This window comes from Pseudomonas sp. H2_A10, assembly GCF_054680085.1.
Genome location: NZ_CP162821.1, coordinates 2,079,910 through 2,102,522, shown reverse-complemented (window position 1 = coordinate 2,102,522; position 22,613 = coordinate 2,079,910). Strand labels below are relative to the sequence as shown.

Annotated in this window: 19 protein-coding genes and 2 pseudogenes; 10 read left to right on the top strand and 11 right to left on the bottom strand. The window is 61.4% G+C overall.

Annotated elements, in window-relative coordinates:
- Positions 1-13: 13 nt before the first annotated feature.
- Entirely contained in the window at positions 14-373 is a 360-nt protein-coding gene (locus tag AB4O23_RS09660) for a PilZ domain-containing protein (RefSeq protein WP_017529243.1), read from the bottom strand.
- A gap of 223 nt (positions 374-596) precedes the next feature.
- Complete coding sequence (locus AB4O23_RS09655; RefSeq protein ID WP_017529244.1) at positions 597-971, bottom strand: tol-pal system YbgF family protein; 375 nt, start codon at positions 969-971, stop codon at positions 597-599.
- 175 nt (positions 972-1,146) lie between these two features.
- On the opposite strand from AB4O23_RS09655, the gene pyk reads away from it, so the two are divergent.
- Positions 1,147-2,598: a pyruvate kinase gene (gene pyk / locus AB4O23_RS09650; protein ID WP_017529245.1), complete on the top strand. Its 1,452-nt coding sequence runs from the start codon at positions 1,147-1,149 to the stop codon at positions 2,596-2,598.
- A gap of 100 nt (positions 2,599-2,698) precedes the next feature.
- Here pyk and AB4O23_RS09645 read toward each other — a convergent pair whose 3' ends face one another.
- On the bottom strand, positions 2,699-3,448 hold the full coding sequence (locus AB4O23_RS09645; protein WP_017529246.1) for an enoyl-CoA hydratase: 750 nt from the start codon (positions 3,446-3,448) through the stop codon (positions 2,699-2,701).
- 30 nt (positions 3,449-3,478) lie between these two features.
- Positions 3,479-4,411: an iron-sulfur-binding ferredoxin reductase gene (locus tag AB4O23_RS09640; protein WP_068937509.1), complete on the bottom strand. Its 933-nt coding sequence runs from the start codon at positions 4,409-4,411 to the stop codon at positions 3,479-3,481.
- A gap of 215 nt (positions 4,412-4,626) precedes the next feature.
- Between AB4O23_RS09640 and AB4O23_RS09635 the strand changes: the two genes are divergently transcribed.
- From AB4O23_RS09635 to AB4O23_RS09620, 4 genes and pseudogenes are all read left to right on the top strand, one after another.
- Positions 4,627-6,150: a fumarate hydratase gene (locus AB4O23_RS09635; RefSeq protein WP_460085015.1), complete on the top strand. Its 1,524-nt coding sequence runs from the start codon at positions 4,627-4,629 to the stop codon at positions 6,148-6,150.
- 131 nt (positions 6,151-6,281) lie between these two features.
- Complete coding sequence (locus AB4O23_RS09630) at positions 6,282-8,048, top strand: sensor histidine kinase (RefSeq protein ID WP_017529249.1); 1,767 nt, start codon at positions 6,282-6,284, stop codon at positions 8,046-8,048.
- Positions 8,042-9,376 (top strand): sigma-54-dependent transcriptional regulator, encoded by a 1,335-nt coding sequence (locus tag AB4O23_RS09625; protein WP_017529250.1) that lies wholly within the window; start codon positions 8,042-8,044, stop codon positions 9,374-9,376. Before AB4O23_RS09630 ends, AB4O23_RS09625 begins: the two co-directional genes overlap by 7 nt.
- Positions 9,377-9,542: 166 nt before the next feature.
- Positions 9,543-10,863 (top strand): annotated as a pseudogene (locus AB4O23_RS09620) (MFS transporter).
- A 70-nt stretch (positions 10,864-10,933) separates the two neighbouring features.
- On the opposite strand, the gene AB4O23_RS09615 reads toward AB4O23_RS09620, so the two are convergent.
- Positions 10,934-11,689 (bottom strand): COG4705 family protein, encoded by a 756-nt coding sequence (locus tag AB4O23_RS09615; RefSeq protein ID WP_065876982.1) that lies wholly within the window; start codon positions 11,687-11,689, stop codon positions 10,934-10,936.
- 191 nt (positions 11,690-11,880) lie between these two features.
- On the opposite strand from AB4O23_RS09615, the gene AB4O23_RS09610 reads away from it, so the two are divergent.
- Positions 11,881-12,513 carry a flavin reductase family protein gene (locus AB4O23_RS09610; protein WP_065876983.1) on the top strand — a complete coding sequence of 211 codons (633 nt, stop codon included), beginning with the start codon at positions 11,881-11,883 and terminating at the stop codon, positions 12,511-12,513.
- Between the two features lie 101 nt (positions 12,514-12,614).
- Here the strand turns inward: AB4O23_RS09610 and AB4O23_RS09605 are convergent, their stop codons facing one another.
- Together AB4O23_RS09605 and AB4O23_RS09600 are read right to left on the bottom strand one after the other, a co-directional pair.
- Positions 12,615-12,860 (bottom strand): hypothetical protein, encoded by a 246-nt coding sequence (locus AB4O23_RS09605; RefSeq protein WP_137220240.1) that lies wholly within the window; start codon positions 12,858-12,860, stop codon positions 12,615-12,617.
- 44 nt (positions 12,861-12,904) lie between these two features.
- On the bottom strand, positions 12,905-13,246 hold the full coding sequence (locus AB4O23_RS09600) for a putative quinol monooxygenase (protein ID WP_017529255.1): 342 nt from the start codon (positions 13,244-13,246) through the stop codon (positions 12,905-12,907).
- 327 nt (positions 13,247-13,573) lie between these two features.
- Between AB4O23_RS09600 and AB4O23_RS09595 the strand changes: the two genes are divergently transcribed.
- Positions 13,574-14,503 (top strand): AraC family transcriptional regulator, encoded by a 930-nt coding sequence (locus AB4O23_RS09595; RefSeq protein ID WP_460062973.1) that lies wholly within the window; start codon positions 13,574-13,576, stop codon positions 14,501-14,503.
- A gap of 7 nt (positions 14,504-14,510) precedes the next feature.
- Here AB4O23_RS09595 and AB4O23_RS09590 read toward each other — a convergent pair whose 3' ends face one another.
- From AB4O23_RS09590 to edd, 4 genes and pseudogenes are all read right to left on the bottom strand, one after another.
- Positions 14,511-15,980 (bottom strand): ATP-binding protein, encoded by a 1,470-nt coding sequence (locus AB4O23_RS09590; RefSeq protein ID WP_017529257.1) that lies wholly within the window; start codon positions 15,978-15,980, stop codon positions 14,511-14,513.
- Positions 15,970-16,705, bottom strand: a pseudogene (locus AB4O23_RS09585) (response regulator). The gene AB4O23_RS09590 and the pseudogene AB4O23_RS09585 overlap by 11 nt, the downstream one beginning before the upstream one ends.
- 36 nt (positions 16,706-16,741) lie before the next feature.
- The gene (locus AB4O23_RS09580; RefSeq protein WP_065876985.1) at positions 16,742-17,698 is read right to left on the bottom strand and encodes a glucokinase; all 957 of its coding nucleotides are present in this window, start codon (positions 17,696-17,698) and stop codon (positions 16,742-16,744) included.
- Positions 17,695-19,521 carry a phosphogluconate dehydratase gene (gene edd / locus AB4O23_RS09575; protein WP_460069850.1) on the bottom strand — a complete coding sequence of 609 codons (1,827 nt, stop codon included), beginning with the start codon at positions 19,519-19,521 and terminating at the stop codon, positions 17,695-17,697. The genes AB4O23_RS09580 and edd overlap by 4 nt, the downstream gene beginning before the upstream one ends.
- A 221-nt stretch (positions 19,522-19,742) precedes the next feature.
- Here edd and gap point away from each other — a divergent pair, with 221 nt between their 5' ends.
- The 3 genes from gap to AB4O23_RS09560 all read left to right on the top strand — a co-directional run bounded on the left by gap (position 19,743) and on the right by AB4O23_RS09560 (position 22,505).
- Complete coding sequence (gene gap, locus AB4O23_RS09570) at positions 19,743-20,744, top strand: type I glyceraldehyde-3-phosphate dehydrogenase (RefSeq protein ID WP_003175856.1); 1,002 nt, start codon at positions 19,743-19,745, stop codon at positions 20,742-20,744.
- A 201-nt stretch (positions 20,745-20,945) separates the two neighbouring features.
- Positions 20,946-21,464, top strand: a complete 519-nt coding sequence (locus AB4O23_RS09565) for an RNA polymerase sigma factor (RefSeq protein WP_460062965.1) — start codon at positions 20,946-20,948, stop codon at positions 21,462-21,464.
- A 72-nt stretch (positions 21,465-21,536) separates the two neighbouring features.
- Positions 21,537-22,505: a FecR family protein gene (locus AB4O23_RS09560; RefSeq protein ID WP_065879542.1), complete on the top strand. Its 969-nt coding sequence runs from the start codon at positions 21,537-21,539 to the stop codon at positions 22,503-22,505.
- The last annotated feature ends 108 nt before the right edge of the window (positions 22,506-22,613 follow it).

Here is a 22,613-nt window from a genome sequence, read left to right as displayed (position 1 = left end):
CACCGTGCGGTAATCAGACGGATGCCTGCAGGGGGTCAAACCTGAAGTACTGCACCAACACACCAATCAATTGCTCATATTCCTCGGGCGCCTGAAGCACGTTGAACCCCGAATCGTAATACTGCGGGTTGATATCTTCGTGGCTCCACAGGCAGGTCGCCGTAAGGTCAATTGCATGGAAAGTGCCGTCAGCCTCGGGGATCTTCAAGCGCAGCTCGAATTGCGCATTGACCATCATGGGCAACTGGCTGATCAACATCAGTCCATTCCCCGAGACATTACCCAAGAAGCCGATAGGTTTATCGGTAAGACGATTAAACACTTGCAGGAAATAAGGTAGTTGATGCCGCTCGATCCGTCGGTCGGTAAACATGGTGAGATCGCCATCCAGTGGCCATTATTTGGCCGTGCCAGTGATTCGGAACGAGCACAAACACTCGCTCTCCCTGGATCTCGGTGTGACAACAGAAAACGTTTTGTCACTGGACAGCTGCCGAGTCCGGGCCCCTCATTCGTTCGAGTAAAACTTATACAAACGAACATACAAAGGATAGCCCAAGACTGGCAAGAGGCCAGTTAACAAATGACGAATAGCATTACAGTGACGCTGGACTCGGCTTCGCAACGCTCGCACCGGGGTAATGCCCCAGTTGTTGCAGGGTGTCCAGTCTGGCGCGGGCACGGTAGGCGTACTCGCTCGACGGGTATTGGTTGATGATGAATTGATAGGTCTGCACCGCGTCGACGAACAGTTTCTGCCGTTCCAGGCATTGCCCACGCAGCATTGAGACCTCGGGCTGCACATAACGCCGAGTGCGGCTTGTGCGGTCGACCTGGGACAATTCCAGGGTAACGCGCTCACAGTCACCCACCTTGTAAGCACGGTAGGCGTTGTTCAAATGGTGGTCCATTGACCAGCGGGTGCAGCCGACAACACTGACGGCCAGTGCAGCAATGAGCAGAATTCGCATGAGGGTTCTCCAGTCTTGTGCAGTGTATCGACCCCTCGTCAAAAATCTTCAAGGCAGTTCGTCTATTCAGCCACAACCAAAACAAGTCAATCGTCGATAAGTAGTGCAAACGAACAATGACTACAACGAAAGAGCATAGTAGCCTTCCTCAGCGCTTGAACTCAGGAGTCCGTGCATGTCCGTCCGTCGTACCAAAATCGTCGCCACCCTTGGCCCGGCCAGCAACTCGCCGGAAGTCCTCGAACAGCTGATTCTGGCTGGTTTGGACGTTGCCCGTCTGAACTTCTCCCACGGCACCCCGGACGAGCACAAGGCTCGCGCCAAGCTGGTGCGTGACCTGGCCGCCAAACATGGCCGCTTCGTTGCACTGCTGGGTGACCTGCAAGGCCCGAAAATCCGTATCGCCAAATTTGCCAACAAGCGCATTGAGCTGAAGATCGGTGACAAGTTCACCTTCTCCACCAGCCATCCGCTGACCGAAGGCACCCAGGACGTGGTGGGTATCGACTACCCCGATCTGGTCAAGGACTGCGGCGTCGGCGACGAACTGCTGCTGGACGACGGCCGCGTCGTCATGCGCGTCGACACCGCCACTCCAACCGAACTGAACTGCACGGTGATCATCGGCGGCCCGCTGTCCGATCACAAAGGCATCAACCGTCGTGGCGGTGGCCTGACCGCACCAGCCCTGACTGAGAAAGACAAGGCCGACATCAAGCTCGCCGCAGAAATGGAAGTGGACTACCTTGCCGTTTCCTTCCCGCGCGACGCCGCCGACATGGAATACGCCCGCAGACTGCGCGACGAAGCTGGCGGTACCGCCTGGCTGGTGGCGAAGATCGAACGTGCCGAAGCCGTGGCCGATGACGAAACCCTCGACGGCCTGATCAAGGCGTCCGACGCCGTGATGGTTGCCCGTGGTGACCTGGGTGTGGAAATCGGTGATGCAGAGCTGATCGGCATTCAGAAAAAGATCATCCTGCACGCGCGCCGCCATAACAAAGCGGTGATCGTCGCGACCCAGATGATGGAGTCGATGATCCAGAACCCGATGCCGACCCGCGCCGAAGTGTCCGACGTGGCCAACGCCGTACTCGACTACACCGACGCCGTGATGCTCTCGGCTGAAAGTGCTGCCGGTCCGTACCCACTGGAAGCCGTGCAGGCCATGGCGCGTATCTGCGTCGGCGCCGAAAAGCACCCGACCAGCAAGACCTCCAGCCACCGTATCGGCAAGGTCTTCGAAAGCTGCGACCAGAGCATCGCCCTGGCTGCCATGTACACCGCCAACCACTTCCCTGGCGTGAAAGCGATCATTGCCCTGACCGAAAGCGGCTACACGCCGCTGATCATGTCGCGCATCCGCTCCTCGGTGCCGATCTACGCGTTCACCCCGCACCGCGAAGCCCAGGCCCGCGCGGCGATGTTCCGCGGCGTGTACACCATTCCGTTCGATCCGGCCTCGCTGGCACCGAACGAAGTCAGCCAGAAGGCTATCGATGAGCTGGTTAAACGCGGCGTCGTAGAGAAAGGCGACTGGGTCATCCTGACCAAGGGCGACAGTTACCACACCACCGGTGGCACCAACGGCATGAAGATCCTGCACGTGGGCGACCCGCAGGTCTGAGTGACACGCTGAAAAACAAGAGCCCCGCCATGTGAATGGCGGGGCTTTTTGCTGTAGCCGGCTACTGATTCATTCAATTCGACGGCCCCGCCGACACGCTTTATCTGCGCGTGATAAACCCCGACAACGCCGCAATCGCCTCCGGCGACCTCAACCGCTGGGTAAACAACGCGCCCTCCTCTTCGATCACCTGCCGCAACTGCTCACGGTCCACGCTCTTCATCAATTGCTTGGTCACCTGCACCGCCCCCAATGCCAGGTGTTCAAAGCGCAACGCAACTTCCCGCGCCTTGGCCAATGCCGCATCACCACTGCTCAGCGCCTCGGTGGCGATTCCCCACGCGGCGGCCTGTTCACCGCTGAACGCCTCGCCCAACAGCAGCAATTGCGCGGCTTTCGCATGCCCAAGCAGACGCGGCAGGATCAGGCTCGAACCAAACTCCGGACATAACCCCAGGTTGACGAACGGCATGCGCAATCTGGCATCGCGGCTGATATACACCAGGTCACAGTGCAGCAGCAGGGTTGTACCAATGCCTATCGCCGGCCCCGCTACCGCGGCAACCACCGGTTTGCGGCAGTTGAGCAGGCTCTGCATGAAGTGAAACGGCGGGCTGTCGAGATCGCTGGGCGGCTGATCGAGAAAGTCGCCTATATCATTGCCGGCCGTGAAGCACTCGTGGCTGCCCTGGATCAGTACGGCGTTGAGGGTGGCGTCCGCATCGGCCCGCTCCAGAGCCTCGGCCAGTTGCGTGTACATGGCGCGGGTCAGGGCGTTTTTCTTGTCCGGGCGGTTGAGCTGCAGGGTCAGCAACCCGCGCTCGCGTTGCAACAGGATGGCGTCGGTCATGGTGCGTCTCGCGGCTGTGAAGTTCAGCGCTCAACCACGGGGCAGGAACACATCGGCCAGCAGTTGATTGCGCGGCAACCCGGCCAGGAACAGGCGCTTGGAAAACGCCTCGACGCTGGCGGGGTGCCCGCAGAGTAAGGCCAGCGTTTGCCTTGAAACAAGCCGCAGTTGCGCCAATGCCTGGATCGACTCAGCCGCCGTCCACAGCTGCACCGTAAGGTTCGGATGCCCGGCGGCCAGCGCGGCCAAGGGTTCGGCCAGGTAATGGCCGCCAGCATCATGGGCCAGGTGAATCATACGGATGGGGCCCTGGTGATCCTGGCGCAACGCCTCGCGCAACACCCCCCACAACGGGCCCAGCCCGGTGCCGGACGCCAGCAGCCAGAGCGGCCGGGATTGCCAGTCGGGGTCGTATTGCAGCGCGCCGCCGCGTAGTTCGCCCAGGCGCAGGCGGTCGCCGATCTGCAGCAGCCGGGCCCTATCGCAGAATTCACCGGGTAGGCGGCAGTCGATATGAAACTCCAGAAACGCATCTTCCTGCGGCAGGCTCGCCAGGGAATACGGCCGCGCCAACTGCCCCGCCCACAGCACCAGATGTTGCCCGGCGCGGTAACGCAGGCCACGCTCCGGTTGCAGACGCAGGCGCAACACCGTCGCGCTCAGCCAATCGACCCCCACCACCTGGGCCGGCAAACCATCACGCAGCGGGTCAAACGCTTCGACCTGCACATCCGCCGTCACCCGGCACTGGCACGCCAGGCGCCAGCCATCCTGGCGTTGCGCCGGGCTCAGGGCGTCGGGTTGTTTGTCCTCGACCTCACCTCGGCAACGCACCAGGCAGGCATGGCAACTGCCTGCGCGGCAACTGTAGGGCACCGCCACGCCCGCCTGGTTCAAGGCGTCCAACAGGTTGCTGCCGGTGGATACCGACCAATGGCGTTCGCCGACGTACAGTTCAGGCATGGAAACTCTCGAATCAAAAAGGCCCGCACAGGGAATCATGCCCGGCAGAGTTTGACCATAGTCGGGTGTATCGGCCACCGCGCCGGGTTATACTGCCGCGCCTTTTTAGCGTCGCGCCTGCACCACTTGGCGTGCCTTGGAAAGGTGGCTCCAGCCGACCGATGCAACACTGAAGCCACCTTTATTGAATGTTCCCTTATAGAGGAGCGCGACTCATGACCGTGATCAAGCAAGACGACCTGATTCAGAGCGTTGCCGACGCCCTGCAATTCATTTCCTACTACCACCCCGTGGACTTCATCCAGGCGATGCACGAGGCCTACCTGCGCGAAGAATCGCCGGCAGCCCGTGACTCCATGGCCCAGATCCTGATCAACTCGCGCATGTGCGCCACCGGCCATCGCCCGATCTGCCAGGACACCGGTATCGTCACCGTGTTCGTGCGCGTGGGCATGGACGTGCGTTGGGATGGCGCCACCATGGGCCTGGACGACATGATCAACGAAGGCGTGCGTCGCGCCTACAACCTGCCGGAGAACGTACTGCGGGCATCCATCCTCGCCGACCCGGTCGGGGCGCGTAAAAACACCAAGGACAACACCCCGGCGGTGATCCACTACTCCATCGTCCCGGGTAACACCGTGGAAGTGGACGTGGCCGCCAAGGGCGGTGGTTCCGAGAATAAATCGAAGATGGCCATGCTCAACCCGTCCGACTCGATCGTCGACTGGGTGCTCAAGACCGTTCCGACCATGGGCGCCGGCTGGTGCCCACCGGGCATGCTCGGCATCGGCATCGGCGGCACCGCCGAGAAGGCCGCGGTGATGGCCAAGGAAGTGTTGATGGAATCCATCGACATCCACGAGCTGATCAAGCGCGGCCCGTCCAACCGTATCGAAGAGATGCGCCTGGAGCTGTTCGAGAAGGTCAACCAACTGGGCATCGGCGCCCAGGGCCTGGGTGGCCTGACCACCGTGCTCGACGTGAAGATCATGGATTACCCGACCCACGCCGCCTCGTTGCCGGTGTGCATGATCCCCAACTGCGCCGCCACCCGTCACGCACACTTCGTGCTCGACGGTTCGGGCCCTGCGTCGCTGGAGGCGCCACCGCTGGACGCCTACCCGGAAATCGTCTGGGAAGCCGGCCCGTCGGCTCGTCGCGTAAACCTCGACACCCTGACCCCAGAAGACGTGCAAAGCTGGAAGCCGGGCGAAACCGTGCTGCTCAACGGCAAGATGCTCACCGGTCGCGATGCGGCGCACAAGCGTATGGTCGAGATGCTGAATAAGGGCGAAAGCCTGCCGGTGGACCTCAAGGGCCGCTTCATCTATTACGTCGGCCCGGTTGACCCGGTACGCGAAGAAGTGGTTGGCCCGGCGGGCCCGACCACCGCGACGCGGATGGACAAGTTCACCCGCCAGATCCTCGAGCAGACCGGCCTGTTGGGCATGATCGGCAAGTCCGAACGCGGCCCGACCGCCATCGAAGCGATCAAGGACAACAAGGCGGTGTACCTGATGGCCGTGGGCGGCGCCGCTTACCTGGTGGCGCAAGCCATCAAGAAGTCGCGCGTTGTCGCATTCGCCGAACTGGGTATGGAAGCGATCTACGAGTTCGACGTCAAAGACATGCCGGTCACCGTCGCGGTAGACAGCAAGGGTGAGTCCGTGCACATCACCGGTCCTGCCATCTGGCAGAAAAAGATCAGTGAGAGCCTGGCGGTAGAGGTGCAGTAAGCACTTTAACTGGCCCATAAAGGCGACCGAGGCGATAAGCCCGGTCGCCTTTTTTTATGAGGGCGCGCCACCACAAGATCCGGGCAACGCGTGATATTGTGCTCACCCTTATTGCAGCTGTTCATCTTCGTATGATCGCGATTCCTCGCCCCCTGCGCCTGACCTTTTATTCCCTGTTGATCATCGCCGGTGCGGTGCTGGCCGCGGCATTGGCCACGCGCCATGCCGAACGTCAGGCCCTGATCGACGATGCCGCCCGCGCCAACCAGCAATTGGCGCTGTACGCCAACTCCCTGCACACCCTGATCGAACGCTATCGCGCGCTGCCCGCCGTGCTGGCGCTGGACTCGGAAATGATCAGCGCGCTCAAAGGCCCGATGGATGCCGCCACACAAGACACGCTCAACCGCAAGCTCGAACGCATCAACGGCGCTGCGCAATCCTCCACCCTGGAGCTGATGGACCGCACCGGCCTGGCCGTAGCCGCCAGCAACTGGGCATTGCCGAGTAGTTATGTGGGGCATAACTATGCGTTTCGCCCGTATTTCAGCCAGACCAGAAGCCAGGGTACCGGGCGTTTCTATGCGGTGGGGGTGACCACGGGGATTCCGGGATACTTCCTCTCCAGCGCGGTGCTCGATGAACAGGAGCAGTTTCTCGGCGCCATGGTGGTCAAGCTGGAATTCCCGGAGCTTGAGCGCGAATGGGCCCAGGGCAATGACCTGCTGCTGGTGAGTGATGCGCGTGGCATCGTATTTATCGCCAACCAGCCGGGCTGGCGCTATCGCAACCTGCGCCCGTTGTCGGACAGCGACCTGGCCGAACTCAAGGCCACCCGCCAATACGACAAGAAACACCTGCAACCGCTGGACACCAGCACCCTGCAACGCTTTGACGAAAACAGCCACCTGATGCGCGTCAACGGCCCCGACGGCAGCGCCAATTACATCTGGGAATCCCTGCCGCTGAAGGCCGAAGGCTGGACCCTGCACCTGTTGCGCAAACCGCAGTTCCCGTTTGAAGACCAACGCAACGCTGGCCTGGCCGCCGCCGGTTCCTGGCTGGCGCTGGTGTTCCTGGCGCTGTTCCTGAGCCAACGCTGGCGCCTGGCCCGCTTGCGCCAACGCAGCCGCGAAGAGCTGGAACAACTGGTGGAAGAACGCACCCAGGCCCTGCGCACCGCCCAAGAGGGTTTGGTGCAATCGGCCAAGCTGGCCGCGCTGGGGCAGATGTCTGCCGCCCTCGCCCACGAAATCAACCAACCTCTGACCGCCCAGCGCATGCAGTTGGCGACCCTGCGCCTGCTGCTGGATCACGGTCGCGTGGACGACGCCTACAAGGCGCTTACGCCCCTGGACGACATGCTCACGCGCATGGCCGCGCTCACCGGCCACCTCAAGACCTTTGCGCGCAAGAGCCCCAGCGGCCTGCGCGAGCGCCTGGACCTGGCCACGGTCGTCGACCAGTCCCTGCACTTGCTCGATGCACGCCTGCGTGATGAAGGCATCGGCGTCGTGCTGGACCTGACCCGCCCGGCCTGGGTACGCGGCGACGCGATACGCCTGGAACAAGTGCTGATCAACCTGCTGCGCAACGCCCTCGACGCCATGGTGGACAAGCCACGCAAACGCCTGGAAATCCGTGTGCATGCCGACCAGCAGCTTTGGGTTTTGAGCGTCAGCGACAGCGGCGGCGGCATTGCCGAAGAACACTTGAGCAATGTGTTCGACCCCTTTTTCACCACCAAGCCGGTGGGCGACGGCCTCGGCTTGGGGCTGGCGGTGTCCTACGCTATCGTGCATGAACTGGGCGGCCGCCTGATCGCCGGTAACCGCGGCGACGGCGCGGTGTTCACCCTGACCCTGCCCATCGCGCTGGAGACGCCGGACCTATGTTAAATGCGGTGATTGTGGTCGATGACGAAACCAGCATTCGCACGGCCGTGGAACAGTGGTTGAGCCTGTCGGGGTTTGAGGTGCAACTGTTCAGCCGTGCCCAAGAATGCCTGGCGCAATTGCCCAGGGACTTTGCCGGGGTCATTTTGAGCGATGTGCGCATGCCCGGGCTCAGCGGCCTGGAGCTGCTCGCCGAGGTGCAACGCCGCGACGCCGACTTGCCGGTGATCCTGCTCACCGGCCATGGCGATGTGCCGATGGCCGTCGAGGCGATGCGCGACGGCGCCTACGACTTTCTGGAAAAACCCTTCAGCCCCGATACCCTGCTCAATAGTCTGCGCCGCGCCCTGGATAAACGTGGGCTGATCCTGGAGAACCGTCGCCTGCATCAGCAGGCCGATCACCGCGCGCAACTCGAATCCAGCCTGCTTGGCGTGTCCCGTGGCTTGCAGAACCTGCGCCGCCAGGTGCTCGATTTGGCGAGCTTGCCGGTCAACGTGCTGATCCGAGGCGAAACCGGCAGCGGCAAAGAACGGGTCGCCCGTTGCCTGCACGACTGTGGGCCGCGGGCGAAAAAACCGTTCGTGGCGCTCAACTGTGCGGCGATCCCCGAGCAACTGTTCGAGGCCGAACTGTTCGGCCACGAAAGCGGCGCGTTTACCGGCGCCCAGGGCAAACGCATCGGCAAGCTGGAATACGCCCACGGCGGCACGTTGTTCCTGGATGAAATCGAAAGCATGCCCCTGGCCCAGCAGGTGAAATTGCTGCGGGTGTTGCAGGAACAGAAGCTGGAGCGATTGGGGTCCAACCAGAGCATCCACGTAGACTTGCGCATCATCGCCGCCACCAAGCCGGACCTTTTGGAAGAGGCCCGCGCCGGACGCTTCCGTGAAGACTTGGCATATCGTCTCAACGTGGCCCAGTTGCGCCTGCCACCGCTGCGCGAGCGCCGTGAAGACATCCCGCTGTTGTATGAACACTTCGCCCATGACGCCGCAGAGCGCTTGGGCCGCACTGCCCAGCCCTTGAGCGGTGCGGCGCTGGGGCGCCTGCTCAGTCACGACTGGCCAGGCAATGTGCGTGAACTGGCCAACGTCGCCGAGCGCCAGGTGCTGGGCCTCGGCGAGTCCGAACCGGAAGGCATCGAAGCCGGGCAATCCCTCGCCGCGCAGCAGGAAGCCTTTGAGGCCCATTGCCTGAAAGCCGCACTGACCCGGCATAAAGGCGATATCAAAGAGGTGTTGGCGGAGCTGCAACTGCCCCGCCGAACCCTCAATGAAAAGATGCAGCGCCATGGCCTTGCACGGGACATGTTTCTCAAGGATCAATGAGCGGATTTCCGCTCACCGCTGCAAAACCATCAGCAACATTCCGCTCAAAAAAAACCGCAAACCCCTCTAGACCGGGCCTTCATCCACCTGGCACAGCTCCTGCTATAGCCCCAGCCAGGCAGCGTTCGCGCCGCTCCATAAAAACAACTAGATGAAGGATCCTTCAATGGATAACTCCAACTCCCTGCCTCTGGGCTCGGTGGCTGCGCCTGCGCAGGAACGCACCACCACCAGTCGCATCAAATCGATCTTCAGCGGTTCGGTCGGCAACATGGTCGAGTGGTACGACTGGTACGTCTACGCCGCCTTTTCGCTGTACTTCGCCAAAGCCTTCTTTCCAGCCGGCTCCTCCACCGCTCAGTTGATGAACACCGCCGCGATCTTCGCCGTCGGCTTCCTGATGCGCCCCATCGGCGGCTGGTTGATGGGCATGTACGCCGACTACAAGGGGCGCAAGGCTGCGCTGATGGCCTCGGTGCTGCTGATGTGCTTCGGCTCGCTGTTGATCGCGCTGAGCCCTGGCTACGAAACCATCGGTATCGGGGCTCCGATCCTGCTGGTGTTCGCCCGTTTGCTGCAAGGCTTGTCGGTAGGGGGCGAATACGGCACTTCCGCCACCTACCTCAGCGAAATGGCGACACGGGAACGTCGCGGATTCTTCTCCAGCTTCCAATATGTGACCTTGATTTCCGGTCAGCTCATTGCCCTGGCAGTGCTGATCGTGCTGCAACAGGTGCTCACCACCGAACAACTCTATGCCTGGGGCTGGCGCATCCCGTTCGCCATCGGCGCCCTGTGCGCAGTGGTCGCGCTGTACCTGCGTCGTGGCATGGAAGAAACCGAGTCGTTCAGCAAAAAAGAAAAAGCCAAGGAAAGCGCAATGCGCACCTTGATGCGCCACCCCAAGGAACTGATGACCGTGGTCGGCCTGACCATGGGCGGCACCCTGGCGTTCTACACCTACACCACCTACATGCAGAAATACCTGGTGAATACCGTCGGCATGAGCATCTCCGACTCCACCACCATCTCGGCGGCCACGTTGTTTCTGTTCATGTGCCTGCAGCCGATCGTCGGTGGGCTATCGGATAAAGTCGGTCGTCGGCCGATCCTGATCGCCTTCGGCATCCTCGGCACCCTGTTCACCGTACCGATCCTCACCACCCTGCACACCATCCAGACCTGGTGGGGCGCGTTCTTCCTGATCATGGCGGCGCTGATTATCGTCAGCGGCTACACCTCGATCAACGCCGTGGTGAAGGCCGAGTTATTCCCGACCGAAATCCGCGCCCTGGGCGTCGGCCTCGCCCTATGCACTGACCGTGTCGATCTTCGGCGGTACCGCTGAATACATCGCACTGTGGTTCAAGAGCATCGGCATGGAAACCGGTTACTACTGGTACGTGACCGCCTGTATTGCGGTGTCGTTGTTGGTCTACGTGACCATGAAGGACACCCGCAAGCACTCGCGGATTACCACGGACTAAAAGCCTGACCCGCTAAACCTGTGGGAGGGGGCTTGCTCCCTCCCACATCGGTTTTATGTCGCTTGGTGAATCAGGACACCTCTGCCACTGGTGGTCGCCCATACCGTCGCTGTGCATACGCCGCGCCGACAATCATCACCACCAGGATTGCAGCCAACACGGCCGATGAACCAATGGTGCCGAAATCCAACCCGCCCTTTTCATGGGGCTTGGTCAGGAAGTCGCCCAGGGTCGCACCGAAAGGCCGGGTCAGCACAAACGCCACCCAGAACAACAGCACCGCCGAGATTTGGGTGAAGTACTTGAGCGCCACTACCGCAGCGATGGTCGAGCCGATCAACAAGGCGCCGCCGGCAAAGCCCAGCCCCGAATCATCCGCCAGGAAGTCACCCAATGCGGTGCCCAGGGTGTTGGAAAACAGGATCGCCATCCAATAGAACAACTCGCCCCGCAAGGTCTGCACCTTGTTCACGTTCAGCGAATCACCACTGAGGTGCCACAGCGCAAAGATGATCATCAGGATCACGATCAGGATCATTGAACCGGTGGCGTAGCCCAGGCCCAGGGTTCGGTCCATAAAGTCCGACATCGTCGTGCCAGCGGTGCTGGTGGACAAAATCACAATCCAGTACAGCATGGGGTTATAGGTTTTCGACCAGAGTTGTGTCACCAGGGTGACCAGGAACACGCTGATCAGGATCATCGAACTGAGTGCGTAGCCAACATTCAAGGTCATCGACAACAAGTCCCCGGCGGTTTCGCCCAGGGTGGTTGCGCAGATTTTCATGACCCAGAACGCCAGGGTGATCTGAGGAAGTTTATTCATAGGGGTAAAGGCTCCGAAGCTCAGTCTTTCAATGGCCGACTTATGGAGTGTCGACCTTGGCCGCAGACTGAACGGGACGCTGTGAAAAATAGGTGGGCAATCAATGAAAATTCCATGGGGCCAATGGAAATTCGCGCCCATGGGTTGCAGTATGGTCGCCTCCCAGAACCCCGCAGCAGGAACCCCGGCCCATGTCCGACGATATCCACTTCTACGAACCCGCCAACGGCCACCGCCTGCCTCATGATCCGTTCAATGCCATCGTCGGCCCACGGCCGATCGGCTGGATTTCGTCACACGACCGTGAAGGCCACCTGAACCTGGCGCCCTACAGTTTTTTCAATGCGTTCAATTACATTCCGCCGATCATTGGGTTTTCCAGTGTCGGGCGCAAAGACAGCCTGAACAACATCGAACAGACCGGCGAATTCGTGTGGAACCTGGCCACGCGCCCGCTGGCCGAGCAGATGAACCAGAGCTGCGCGGCGGTCTCGCCGCAGGTGGATGAATTCGAGTTGTCCGGCCTGACGCCGGTGGCTTCGAAAATCGTTGGCGTACCGCGCGTGGGTGAGAGCCCGGTGTCGTTCGAGTGCAAGGTGACGCAGATCATCCAGTTGCAACGCGCCGACAAGGAGCTGGTGCCAAGCTGGCTGGTACTGGGCGAGGTAGTCGCGGTGCACATCGCCAAGTGGCTGCTCAAGGACGGCATCTATGACACCGCTGCCGCCGAACCGATTCTACGCGGCGGCGGCCCGGCGGATTACTTCCAGCTGGGGCCCGAAGCGTTGTTCAAGATGTACCGGCCTGGCGCTGCAAAACCCTGAGTGGAATGCAACCCATGGTGGGAGGGGGCTTGCTCCCGATGGCGCTGTGTCAGTCAGCCTATCTGTAGCTGATACACCGCTATCGGGAGCAAGCCCCACCTTTAGTCAGCGGCAGGTGCCCACGTCAGTTGCCCCTCTACGTCCACATCGACCAGACGCTCAAGCTGCACAGTGGCGGCATCATCAGCATCCGAGGCGGTCTTGAACCTCTGCCCATCCAGGATCTTGTGAAACCGCGGGGCGCCCATGCCATCCAGCGCCTTGACGGCCACGGCGGCGCTGTAGCCTCCGTCACCCGGTACTACGGCGGAAACGGCTTCGTGGAGGGCAAATTGTTTACGTGCCATGTTGCAGGTCCTGGTCAATGGAAAGGCGGCCATTCTAAACCGGTTCAACCGGCGAGTTGCAGGTACTCGCCGTAGGCGCGTGCAGCGGATGCATCGGTGAAGGTCTGGAAGTCCATGCTGCGGATGACCATGTCGTTCAGCAGCTCGGTAAAGATCAGCAGGGCCGGCGAGTTGAAGTAGGCGCTCATCGCCTGCTCACTGCTCCAAAAGCCCGAAACCAGCCACACATCGGGGTCGACCTGGGAATGCTGCAACGAGAACTGCAGGCAACCCTGAGCCTGGCGGCCCGGTTCGATCAAACTGCTCAAGCGTGCACCGAGTTCGGTGCTGCACCCGGTGCGGGCGCGGATAAAGGCCATATGGCTCGCGGGAATGGGGGTGGACATGTTCGACTCTCCCGTTGAGAAGTGATGCTCGGCAAGCACTGTGAGGGTGTGTTGCCACAGGATCAACGATAACGGCGCGGGTGAGCGCGCGGTTAGTCAATTCCTGCCGGCTTATTGCACGATCCTGCGAGAAGCGTAGATAGGACGTTGGCCCAACGGTTTTATTCCACGCACACACGCCATGTTTCAGGCAGATGAAACGCCTCGCGCTTGCCTGATTGACGACAGGCCGCAGGATCAGGCAAGGATTATGCAGAATCGACCTAACACTTTTTCAAAGGCCGCCGCTAAGCTGAGCCCCATCAAAGCCGCCGCAGAGGACGCGCCATGTCGTCGCCCGAACATAAGCCCACCCCCCTCGATGCCGAGATGGAAAAACAGCGCGCCGAACTGGCCAGCATCGTGCACCGGCATACCTGGGAAGATGGTTCCTACGGCACCGCAATCACCTCGTTGTACCTGAACCGTCACAACACACCGCGAGACTTCATGCCGGTGCTGGTGGAGCCCGCGTTGTGCATCCTCGCCAACGGCAGCAAGGAAGTGCGCCTGGCTGACGAAATCTTCGCCTATGACCCGCTCAACTATCTGGTGTTTTCGGTGGCGATGCCGGTGGCCGGGCGCATCATCGATGCCACGCCGGACGACCCGAACCTGTCGGTGCGCATCAACATCGACCCGGCGCAACTCACAGCGCTGATCGCCGAGGCCGGCCCCATGGGCGTGCCTACACGCCCAACGTCGCGCGGGATGTACGTGGACCGGATCGACCATCAACTGCTCGACGCCGTACTGCGCCTGGCGCGCTTGCTGGATACGCCCAAAGACATCGCCATGCTGGCGCCGCTGATCAACCGCGAAATTCTCTACCGCTTGCTGCGTGGGCCACAGGGCTATCGTTTGTATGAAATTGCCGTGGCCAACAGTCAGAGCCATCGGGTGAGCCAGGCGATCAAGTGGCTCAATGGCAATTACGAACAGCCGTTGCGCATCGATGACCTGGCCAAGGAAGTCAACCTGAGCGTTTCGACCCTGCACCATCGCTTCAAGGCGATTACCGCCATGAGCCCGCTGCAGTACCAGAAACAGCTGCGCTTGCAGGAAGCGCGCAGGCTGATGATTGCCGAGGGGCTGGAAGCCTCGGCGGCCGGGTATCGGGTGGGGTATGAAAGCCCGTCGCAGTTCAGCCGGGAATACAGGCGGCTATTTGGTGCGCCGCCGCTCAGAGACTTGGCCCGGTTGCGCCAAAGCATCTGACCCACAGTTAGTCCAGCGTTCGCGGGAGCTGAAGGGTCACCCTCAGCCCGCCTTCGCGAAGGTTCTGCAAACTCACTTCCCCGCCATGGCTATGGGCAATATTGCGCGCGATCCCCAGGCCCAACCCATAACCCTGCTGCTGCCCGGCCAGACGAAAGTGGGGCTCGAACACCTGCTCCAAACGCTGTTCCGGCACCCCGGGCCCTTCGTCATCCACGTGCAGGATGAACTGCGCGCCATCATCTTCGATATGCAAATGGGCGTTCTGCCCGTACTTCAACGCGTTGTCGATCAGGTTGCCGATGCAGCGCTTGAGCGCCAGTGGCTTGCCTGGGTAGGCCGCCAGGGCGTAGCCATCCAGGGTCACGCGACCATTGCCGTTCGGCGCGACGTAAGGTTCCACCAGGCATTCGAGCACATGGTTGAGGTCGACGGGTTGGATGTTCTCGTGGATATCGGTGTCTTTGACGCATTGCAACGCGCCTTTCACCAGCAGCTCCAATTCATCCAGATCGCGACCAAATTTGGTTTGCAGGTTTTCGTCTTCCAGCAGCTCTACGCGCAGGCGCAGGCGGGTGATCGGGGTGCGCAGGTCGTGGGAAATCGCGCTGAATAACTGGCTGCGCTCGGTCAGGTAACGGCTGATGCGCTCGCGCATGGCGTTGAAGGCACGACCCACTTCCACCACTTCGCTGCCGCCGCCTTCGGCCACCGGCTCCACGTCGGCGCCCAGCGACATATCCCGCGCCGCCCGCGCCAGGCGCTTGAGTGGGCGGCTCTGCCAGTGCACCAACAGGCCGATGAATAACAGCAGAAAACCACTGGTCAGCACGATAAACCACACCTGCTGGGACGGCAGGCCTTGTTCCTCAAGGCTGGTGTAGGGCTCGGGCAACAGCGAGGCGATGTACAGCCATTCGCCGGGGGCGAGTTGAATCTGGGTGACCAGCACCGGCGGGTTCACGGGCTCCAGCGTCAAGGCGTAATGAGCCCAGGAGCGCGGCAGCTCATCAAGCTTGAGGCCGGCATTGAAGATGCGCAGGTCTTCGGCACTGACGAACTCCACTGAGATCACCACGTCAGCGCCAAGGGTCTGGCGCAGTACTTCATCGACCGCGACCAGCACCGCTTGTTTGCGCGGGGTTTCGGGCAGTACCTGCATCTCCAGCGGGCGATCGTTGAGCGTCACCACGAACCGGGTGCCGCCCATGCTGCGCAATTGGTCGAGGACCAACGGCCGATAGGCCACCGGCAACGAACGGAAGTAACTCACGCTGGCGGTCATCGAATGCGCCAGGCTCCGGGCGCTGGTGACCAGGCCTTCGAGCTGGGTCGCGCGTAACTGCGACACCCAGATCACGCTGGACAGCGCCTGGGCGAACAGCACCACCAGCAAGGTCAGCAGCAGCATGCGCCCCAGCAATGAGCGCGGCACCGGGAAGCGGCGGCGGCGTTCGGTTACAGGCTCAGTGGGCATTGCCGGCAACCACGCTGGCTGCCAGTTGATAACCGCTGCCGCGCACGGTGCGGATCAGCCGCGGCGGCTTTTCGGTGTCGCGCAGGCGTTGGCGCAGGCGGCTCACGGCCATGTCGACGATACGGTCCAGCGGCATCAGGTCGCGGCCACGGGTGGCGTTGCCGATGGTGTCGCGGTCGAGGATTTCCTGTGGGTGGTCGAGAAACAATTTGAGCAAGGCAAAATCGGCACCGGAAAGGATCACCTCTTCGCCATCCACGTGAAACAGCCGATGGCTGATCATGTCCAGGCGCCATTCATCGAACACCAGCACATCGCCGCCGCTGCTGCGCTCCTGACCGAACTGGCAGCGGCGCAACAGGGCCTTGATCCGCGCCTGCAACTCACGGGGGCTGAACGGCTTGCCGATGTAATCGTCGGCGCCCAGCTCCAGGCCGATCACGCGGTCGGCTCTCATCGGAACTGGCGGTCAGCATGATGATCGGCACCTGCGCCTGGCGCGGGTGCTGGCGGATCCAGCGGCAAAGGCTGAAGCCGTCTTCGTCCGGCAGCATGACATCGAGGATGACCAAGTCGCACGGCGCCTCGTTCATCGCCTGACGGAACCCCGCACCATCCGGTACGCCCCGCACCTGGAAACCGGCGCGACTGAGGTAGGTTTGCAGCAATTCGCGGATTTCCTGGTCGTCGTCGACGAGGAGAATCGATTTACTGATTACGCTCACGGGGTCCTCCTTGTTGTTATGGGGTGTTCTTGATGCCTACGTAAAAGCCTGCTCAAGCGCCACACCCGCCCCGGTCAACCCCGAATACGGCGCTGTCACCAGCCACACCGGAATGCCGTTGAAATAGTCACTCATGCAGCCTTTGTCCGCGAAGCTTTTGGCGAAACCGCTGGTGATAAAGAAGTCGGCAAACCTCGGTATCACCCCGCCCACGATGTACACGCCACCGCGCCCACCGGTGGTCAACACGTTATTGCCTGCAACCCGGCCCAGCCAGATGCTGAACTGGTCCAACACTTCCATGGCGATCGGATCGCCGGCCAAACCCGCCGCCGTGATGGCTTCGGGCGTTTCCAGCACCGGCGTGTGGCCGTCCACCGCACAGATCGCCCGGTACAGACGCGGCAACCCACCGCCGCTCAAGGCGGTTTCGGCGCTGACGTGGCCGATTTCGTTGTAAATGTGTTGCCACAACTGAGTTTCCCGCGGGCTGCTCAGGGGCAGGTCGACATGGCCGCCCTCGCCCGGCAACGCCGCGTAACGACCTGCGCCGAGGTCCAGCAAGGTGCCGACACCCAGGCCAGTACCCGGGCCGATTACCACCGCCGGGCGCAACGGCTCCGGCGTGCCCGCGCACACCACACGGTATTCGTCGGGCTGCAAACGGGTCATGCCCAGGGCCATGGCCGAAAAATCATTCACCAACAGCAGTTGCTCCACCTGCAGCGTGTTGCAAAACGCAGCCTTGCTCAGGCGCCAGTGGTTGTTGGTGAATTTGAATTCATCGCCGCTCACCGGCCCGGCCACCGACAGGCAGACTGCGCCGATATCGCCGATGTTCAGGCCTTCTTGCTGCAAATAGACCTTGATCGCTTCTTCAGGGCTGGAGTAATCCACCGTGGCATGCACACGAATCGAATGCAGTGCCGAATCCCGCCACAACGCAAAACGGGCGTTGGTACCCCCGATATCACCGACCAGCGCAAGCTTCACTTAAGCGTCTCCAAGGCAGAGGTAAAGGCGCTGGCGCCCTGCTCTGCGGAGCTTGCGGCCAAGCGCATAAATGCAAACAGCTCGCGACCGGCGCCCACGTTATTGCCCAACAGGCCCGTGGCAGGCGTGCGCGCTGCAAATTCTTCGGCGTCTACCTTAAGCTCCAAGGTACCTGTCACGCCATCCACGCGAATGATATCGCCATCGCGCACCCGCGCCAGCGGCCCGCCGCTCTGGGCTTCGGGGTTGACGTGAATCGCGGCGGGGATCTTACCCGACGCGCCGGACATACGCCCGTCTGTCACCAACGCGACTTTGAAACCGCGGTCCTGCAACACACCGAGGAACGGCGTCATCTTGTGCAGCTCCGGCATGCCATTGGAGCGCGGGCCCTGGAAGCGCATGACCGCGACAAAGTCCTTTTCCAATTGGCCGGCCTTGAACGCATCGGCCAGGTCCTGCTGGTCCTGGAACACCACCGCCGGTGCTTCAACCACCTGATGCTCAGGGGCCACGGCGGAAACTTTCATCACGCCACGCCCCAGGTTGCCTTCCATCACGCGCAGGCCGCCTTCGGGCGAGAACGCGCGGGCCACGGGGCGCAGGATGGTTTCGTCGAGACTTTCGATGGGGCCGTCGCGCCAGACCAGTTCACCGTCGACCAGGAACGGCTCCTGGATGTAACGGCTCAGGCCCTTGCCCGCGACGGTATTAACGTCTTCATGGAGCAGGCCGGCCTCAAGCAACTCGCGGATCAGGAACGACATGCCCCCCGCCGCCTGGAAGTGGTTGATGTCGGCCTTGCCGTTCGGGTACACGTGGGACAGGGTCGGCACCACCTCGGAGAGGTCGGCCATGTCCTGCCAGGTGAGGATAATGCCCGCCGACATGGCGATGGTCGGCATGTGCAAGGTGTGGTTGGTGGAACCACCGGTGGCGTTGAGGGCGACGATGGAGTTGACGATGGATTTTTCGTCGACGATTTCGCCGATCGGCGTGAAGTTGCCGTTGGCCTTGGTCAGGCGTGTGACCTGATGCGCGGCCTCGCGGGTCAGGGCGTCACGCAGCGGTGTGTACGGGTTGACGAACGAGGCGCCCGGCAGGTGCAGGCCCATCACTTCCATCAGCAATTGGTTGGTGTTGGCGGTGCCGTAAAAGGTGCAGGTACCGGGGCTGTGGTAGGACTTCATCTCCGATTCCAGCAGCTCTTCGCGGGTGGCCTTGCCTTCGGCGTAGCGCTGGCGCACGTCGGCCTTCTGCTTGTTGGAAATGCCTGAGGGCATCGGGCCGCCCGGTACGAAGATCATCGGCAAGTGGCCGTAGCGCAGCGCGCCCATCATCAGGCCGGGGACGATCTTGTCGCAGATGCCCAGCATCAGCGCGGCATCGAACATGTTGTGGGACAGCGCAACCGCCGTGGACATGGCGATGACTTCACGGCTGAGCAGGCTCAGTTCCATGCCTGGCTCGCCTTGGGTCACGCCGTCGCACATGGCCGGGGTGCCGCCGGCGAACTGGCCGACCGAGCCGACTTCGCGCAGGGCTTTCTTGATCTGTTCCGGGAAATGTTCGTACGGCTGATGCGCCGAAAGCATGTCGTTATATGAAGAAACAATTGCCACGTTGGCGGCATTCATCATGCGCAGGCTGTTTTTGTCTTCGGTGCCGCAACCGGCCACGCCGTGGGCGAAGTTGGCGCATTGCAGCTTGCCACGCATCGGCCCGTCGCTGGCGGCACCGCGAATGAGCGCAAGGTAAGCCTCGCGAGTAGCGCGGCTGCGGGCGATAAGCCGTTCGGTGACCTCAAGAACGCGGGGATGCATGTGTAGAACTCCAGGCTAACGGATGTGGCGACCTGAGTGTCTATGCTGATCAAACGCCCGCAGCGCATGGGATGGCAGGGTGTCGTTTAAATCATCGGACCAGTTGATTCAGGTCACTCGTTGTAGATTGAACAAAATATTGCCACTAAAAAGGCTTGTTTTCTATTTTTATGCGAATAATCTTGTAATTCTTACAACAAATCGACGACAGGCACCTTCCAATGACTCTTCGTATCGCAATCAATGGTTTTGGCCGTATCGGCCGTAATGTCCTGCGCGCACTGTATACCCAAGGCTATCGCCAGGATTTGCAGATCGTCGCCATCAATGATCTGGGCGACAGCTCGATCAATGCCCACCTGCTTAAATTCGACACCGTGCACGGTACTTTCGACGCAGAGGTCGCCCACGATCAGGAAAGCCTGACCGTCAATGGTGACCGGATTGCCGTGAGTGCCATTCGCAACCCGGCCGACCTGCCATGGGCCGCACACAAGATCGACGTGGTATTTGAATGCACGGGTCTGTTCACCGACCGTGACAAGGCTGCCGCCCATATTACCGCCGGCGCACGCAAGGTGATCATCTCGGCACCGGCCAAGGGTGCGGACGCCACCGTGGTGTATGGCGTGAACCATGACATTCTGCGCCAGTCCCACCAGATCATCTCCAACGCCTCGTGCACCACCAACTGCCTGGCACCGGTCGCCCAGGTGCTGCATCGCGAGCTGGGTATCGAAAGCGGCTTGATGACCACCATCCATGCCTACACCAACGACCAGAACCTGACCGACGTCTACCACACCGACCCGTACCGTGCGCGTTCGGCCACCCAGAACATGATCCCGAGCAAGACCGGCGCCGCCGAAGCGGTGGGCCTGGTACTGCCGGAGCTGGCGGGCAAGCTGACCGGCATGGCCGTGCGTGTGCCGGTGATCAACGTGTCGCTGGTGGACCTCACCGTACAGTTGAAAAAAGAAGCCACCGCCGAAGAAGTCAACGCGCTGCTCAAGGAAGCCAGCCAGCACTCGAAAATCCTCGGCTACAACACCCTGCCGCTGGTTTCCAGCGACTTCAACCACAACCCGCTGTCGTCGATTTTTGACGCCAACCACACCAAGGTAAGCGGCAAGCTGCTCAAAGTGCTGGCCTGGTACGACAACGAGTGGGGCTTCTCCAACCGCATGCTGGATAACTGCCTGGCACTGTGCAACGCCGAATAACGAGCGTTGTGCATGTGGCTTTTGTGGGAGGGGGCTTGCTCCCGATGGCGATTTATCAGTCAGAGATGGGGTGACTGACACCGCGCTATCGGGGCAAGCCCCCTTCCCGCATTTGCTCTATGTAGGCCTGCAGCAATAGCCACTTGCCATTTCAGTTGATGATAAGCATTATCATTAACTGAAAATCGGTCGGGTACGCCTGTGAGCCAATCTCGCTTTAACCATGTCTTTCTCACCCAACGGGTGATTCTGCTACGCACCTTGCAGCGGATGGTGAATAACCACAGCACCGCCGAGGACCTGTTGCAGGAAACCTACCTGCGCGTCACCCGGGCCCTGAGCGAGCGGCCCATCGATCACCTCGAACCCTTCGTCTATCAAACCGCACGCAACCTGGCGCTGGATCACCTGCGCGCGCGTCGGATCCAGGCCCGTACGTTGCAGGAAGATGTACCGCTGGACATCCTACAAAGCGTTGCCGCCCCCATCAGCCCCCCCGAAGACGCCACCCAGGCCGAGCAGTTGCTGGAACACCTGAGCGTCAGCCTGGGCCAGTTAAGCGCGCGCCAGCAGCAGATCTTCATCCTCAGCCGCCTGCACGATTGCAGCTACCAGGAGATTGCCGATCAGTTGAACGTGTCCTTGAGCACCGTGCAAAAAGAACTGAAATTGATCATGGCCATTTGCGTAGGTGTGGCCGAACGGCTGGATCGGCCTTAAGCTGCATCCGACAGAAATGTCGACCCAAGCCGTAGAAAATGAATAGAACGTGGCGAAGACCCGAGGCACACCGTGACAGACCCGAACAAACTGCGCGCCCATGAGCTGGCTCATGAGGTGTTGCAAGACGCGGCTATGGACCAGGCCCTCGACTGGCTGATCGCCCTGCAGTGCCCGCAGCCCGGGCAGCAGGCCGAGTTTGAAAGCTGGCTGACCAGCGACCCGGCCCACGCCAATGCCTTCGAAAAAGCCCAGGCGGCCTGGGGTGGCGCGCCGGTACACAGCGCCGCCGCGGCCCTGGCGGCGCCGCGCACGCCCAGCGCCTGGCGCCGGATCAAACCGTACTGGAAGCCACTGGCAACAGCCGCCGTGCTGTTGATCGGCCTGTTCAGCTTCAGCAATTTGCCGGTGCGCCTGCAAGCCGACCACCTCACCGTGGTCGGCGAACGTCAGCGCTTGCAACTGGACGATGGCTCCAAAGTGCTGCTCAACACCAACTCGGCGTTTTCCAGCGACGTCAAGGATCACCAGCGCATCGCCCGCCTGTACCAGGGCGAAGCGTTTTTTGAAGTCACGCCGAACCACGACCAGCCCTTGCAGATCGACGCCGGCCCAGTGCGCGCCAGCGTACGTGACACCGCCTTCGCCGTGCGCTACCTCAATGGCGAGGCCCAGGTGCAAGTGCAGCGTGGTGATGTCGACCTGAGCAACACCGTCGACGACGCCCGCGTGCGCCTGAGCGCGGGGCAAAGTATCCGCATCGGCCCCAAAGGCTTCGGCCAGCCGGCCAAGCTGGATGCCAACAAAGACCTGGCCTGGGTCCAAGGCCGGCTGATCTTCGAAAACTGCCCGATGAGCGAAGTGCTTGCCGAATTGCGTCGGTATTATCCCGGCTGGATCGTCAACACCAACGACCGTCTCGCCCGCGTCGCCGTCACCGGAAATTACCGCCTCGACCAGCCGCTGGACGTGGTGCGTTCCCTGGCACACATCACCTCGGCCACGCTCTCGGAATACCCGGCGCTGGTTATCCTGAATTAAATGAGAACAATTTTTACTCGATAGCCCTCGGTGGTACGTCTCGTCTTAGCCAATGCAACTGATTCCTATTTGGTTCGGTTCGCAACTATAAGATTCGTACCCCGGAGC

Coding starts and splice junctions, on each gene's coding strand:
- AB4O23_RS09590 (WP_017529257.1), bottom strand. CDS start 15,980: ATGCCCACTGAGCCTGTAACCGAACGCCGCCGCCGCTTCCCGGTGCCG.
- AB4O23_RS09655 (WP_017529244.1), bottom strand. CDS start 971: ATGCGAATTCTGCTCATTGCTGCACTGGCCGTCAGTGTTGTCGGCTGC.
- edd (WP_460069850.1), bottom strand. CDS start 19,521: ATGCATCCCCGCGTTCTTGAGGTCACCGAACGGCTTATCGCCCGCAGC.
- AB4O23_RS09595 (WP_460062973.1), top strand. CDS start 13,574: ATGTCGTCGCCCGAACATAAGCCCACCCCCCTCGATGCCGAGATGGAA.
- AB4O23_RS09610 (WP_065876983.1), top strand. CDS start 11,881: ATGTCCGACGATATCCACTTCTACGAACCCGCCAACGGCCACCGCCTG.
- AB4O23_RS09635 (WP_460085015.1), top strand. CDS start 4,627: ATGACCGTGATCAAGCAAGACGACCTGATTCAGAGCGTTGCCGACGCC.
- gap (WP_003175856.1), top strand. CDS start 19,743: ATGACTCTTCGTATCGCAATCAATGGTTTTGGCCGTATCGGCCGTAAT.
- AB4O23_RS09645 (WP_017529246.1), bottom strand. CDS start 3,448: ATGACCGACGCCATCCTGTTGCAACGCGAGCGCGGGTTGCTGACCCTG.
- AB4O23_RS09640 (WP_068937509.1), bottom strand. CDS start 4,411: ATGCCTGAACTGTACGTCGGCGAACGCCATTGGTCGGTATCCACCGGC.
- pyk (WP_017529245.1), top strand. CDS start 1,147: ATGTCCGTCCGTCGTACCAAAATCGTCGCCACCCTTGGCCCGGCCAGC.
- AB4O23_RS09660 (WP_017529243.1), bottom strand. CDS start 373: ATGTTTACCGACCGACGGATCGAGCGGCATCAACTACCTTATTTCCTG.
- AB4O23_RS09630 (WP_017529249.1), top strand. CDS start 6,282: ATGATCGCGATTCCTCGCCCCCTGCGCCTGACCTTTTATTCCCTGTTG.
- AB4O23_RS09600 (WP_017529255.1), bottom strand. CDS start 13,246: ATGTCCACCCCCATTCCCGCGAGCCATATGGCCTTTATCCGCGCCCGC.
- AB4O23_RS09605 (WP_137220240.1), bottom strand. CDS start 12,860: ATGGCACGTAAACAATTTGCCCTCCACGAAGCCGTTTCCGCCGTAGTA.
- AB4O23_RS09615 (WP_065876982.1), bottom strand. CDS start 11,689: ATGAATAAACTTCCTCAGATCACCCTGGCGTTCTGGGTCATGAAAATC.
- AB4O23_RS09625 (WP_017529250.1), top strand. CDS start 8,042: ATGTTAAATGCGGTGATTGTGGTCGATGACGAAACCAGCATTCGCACG.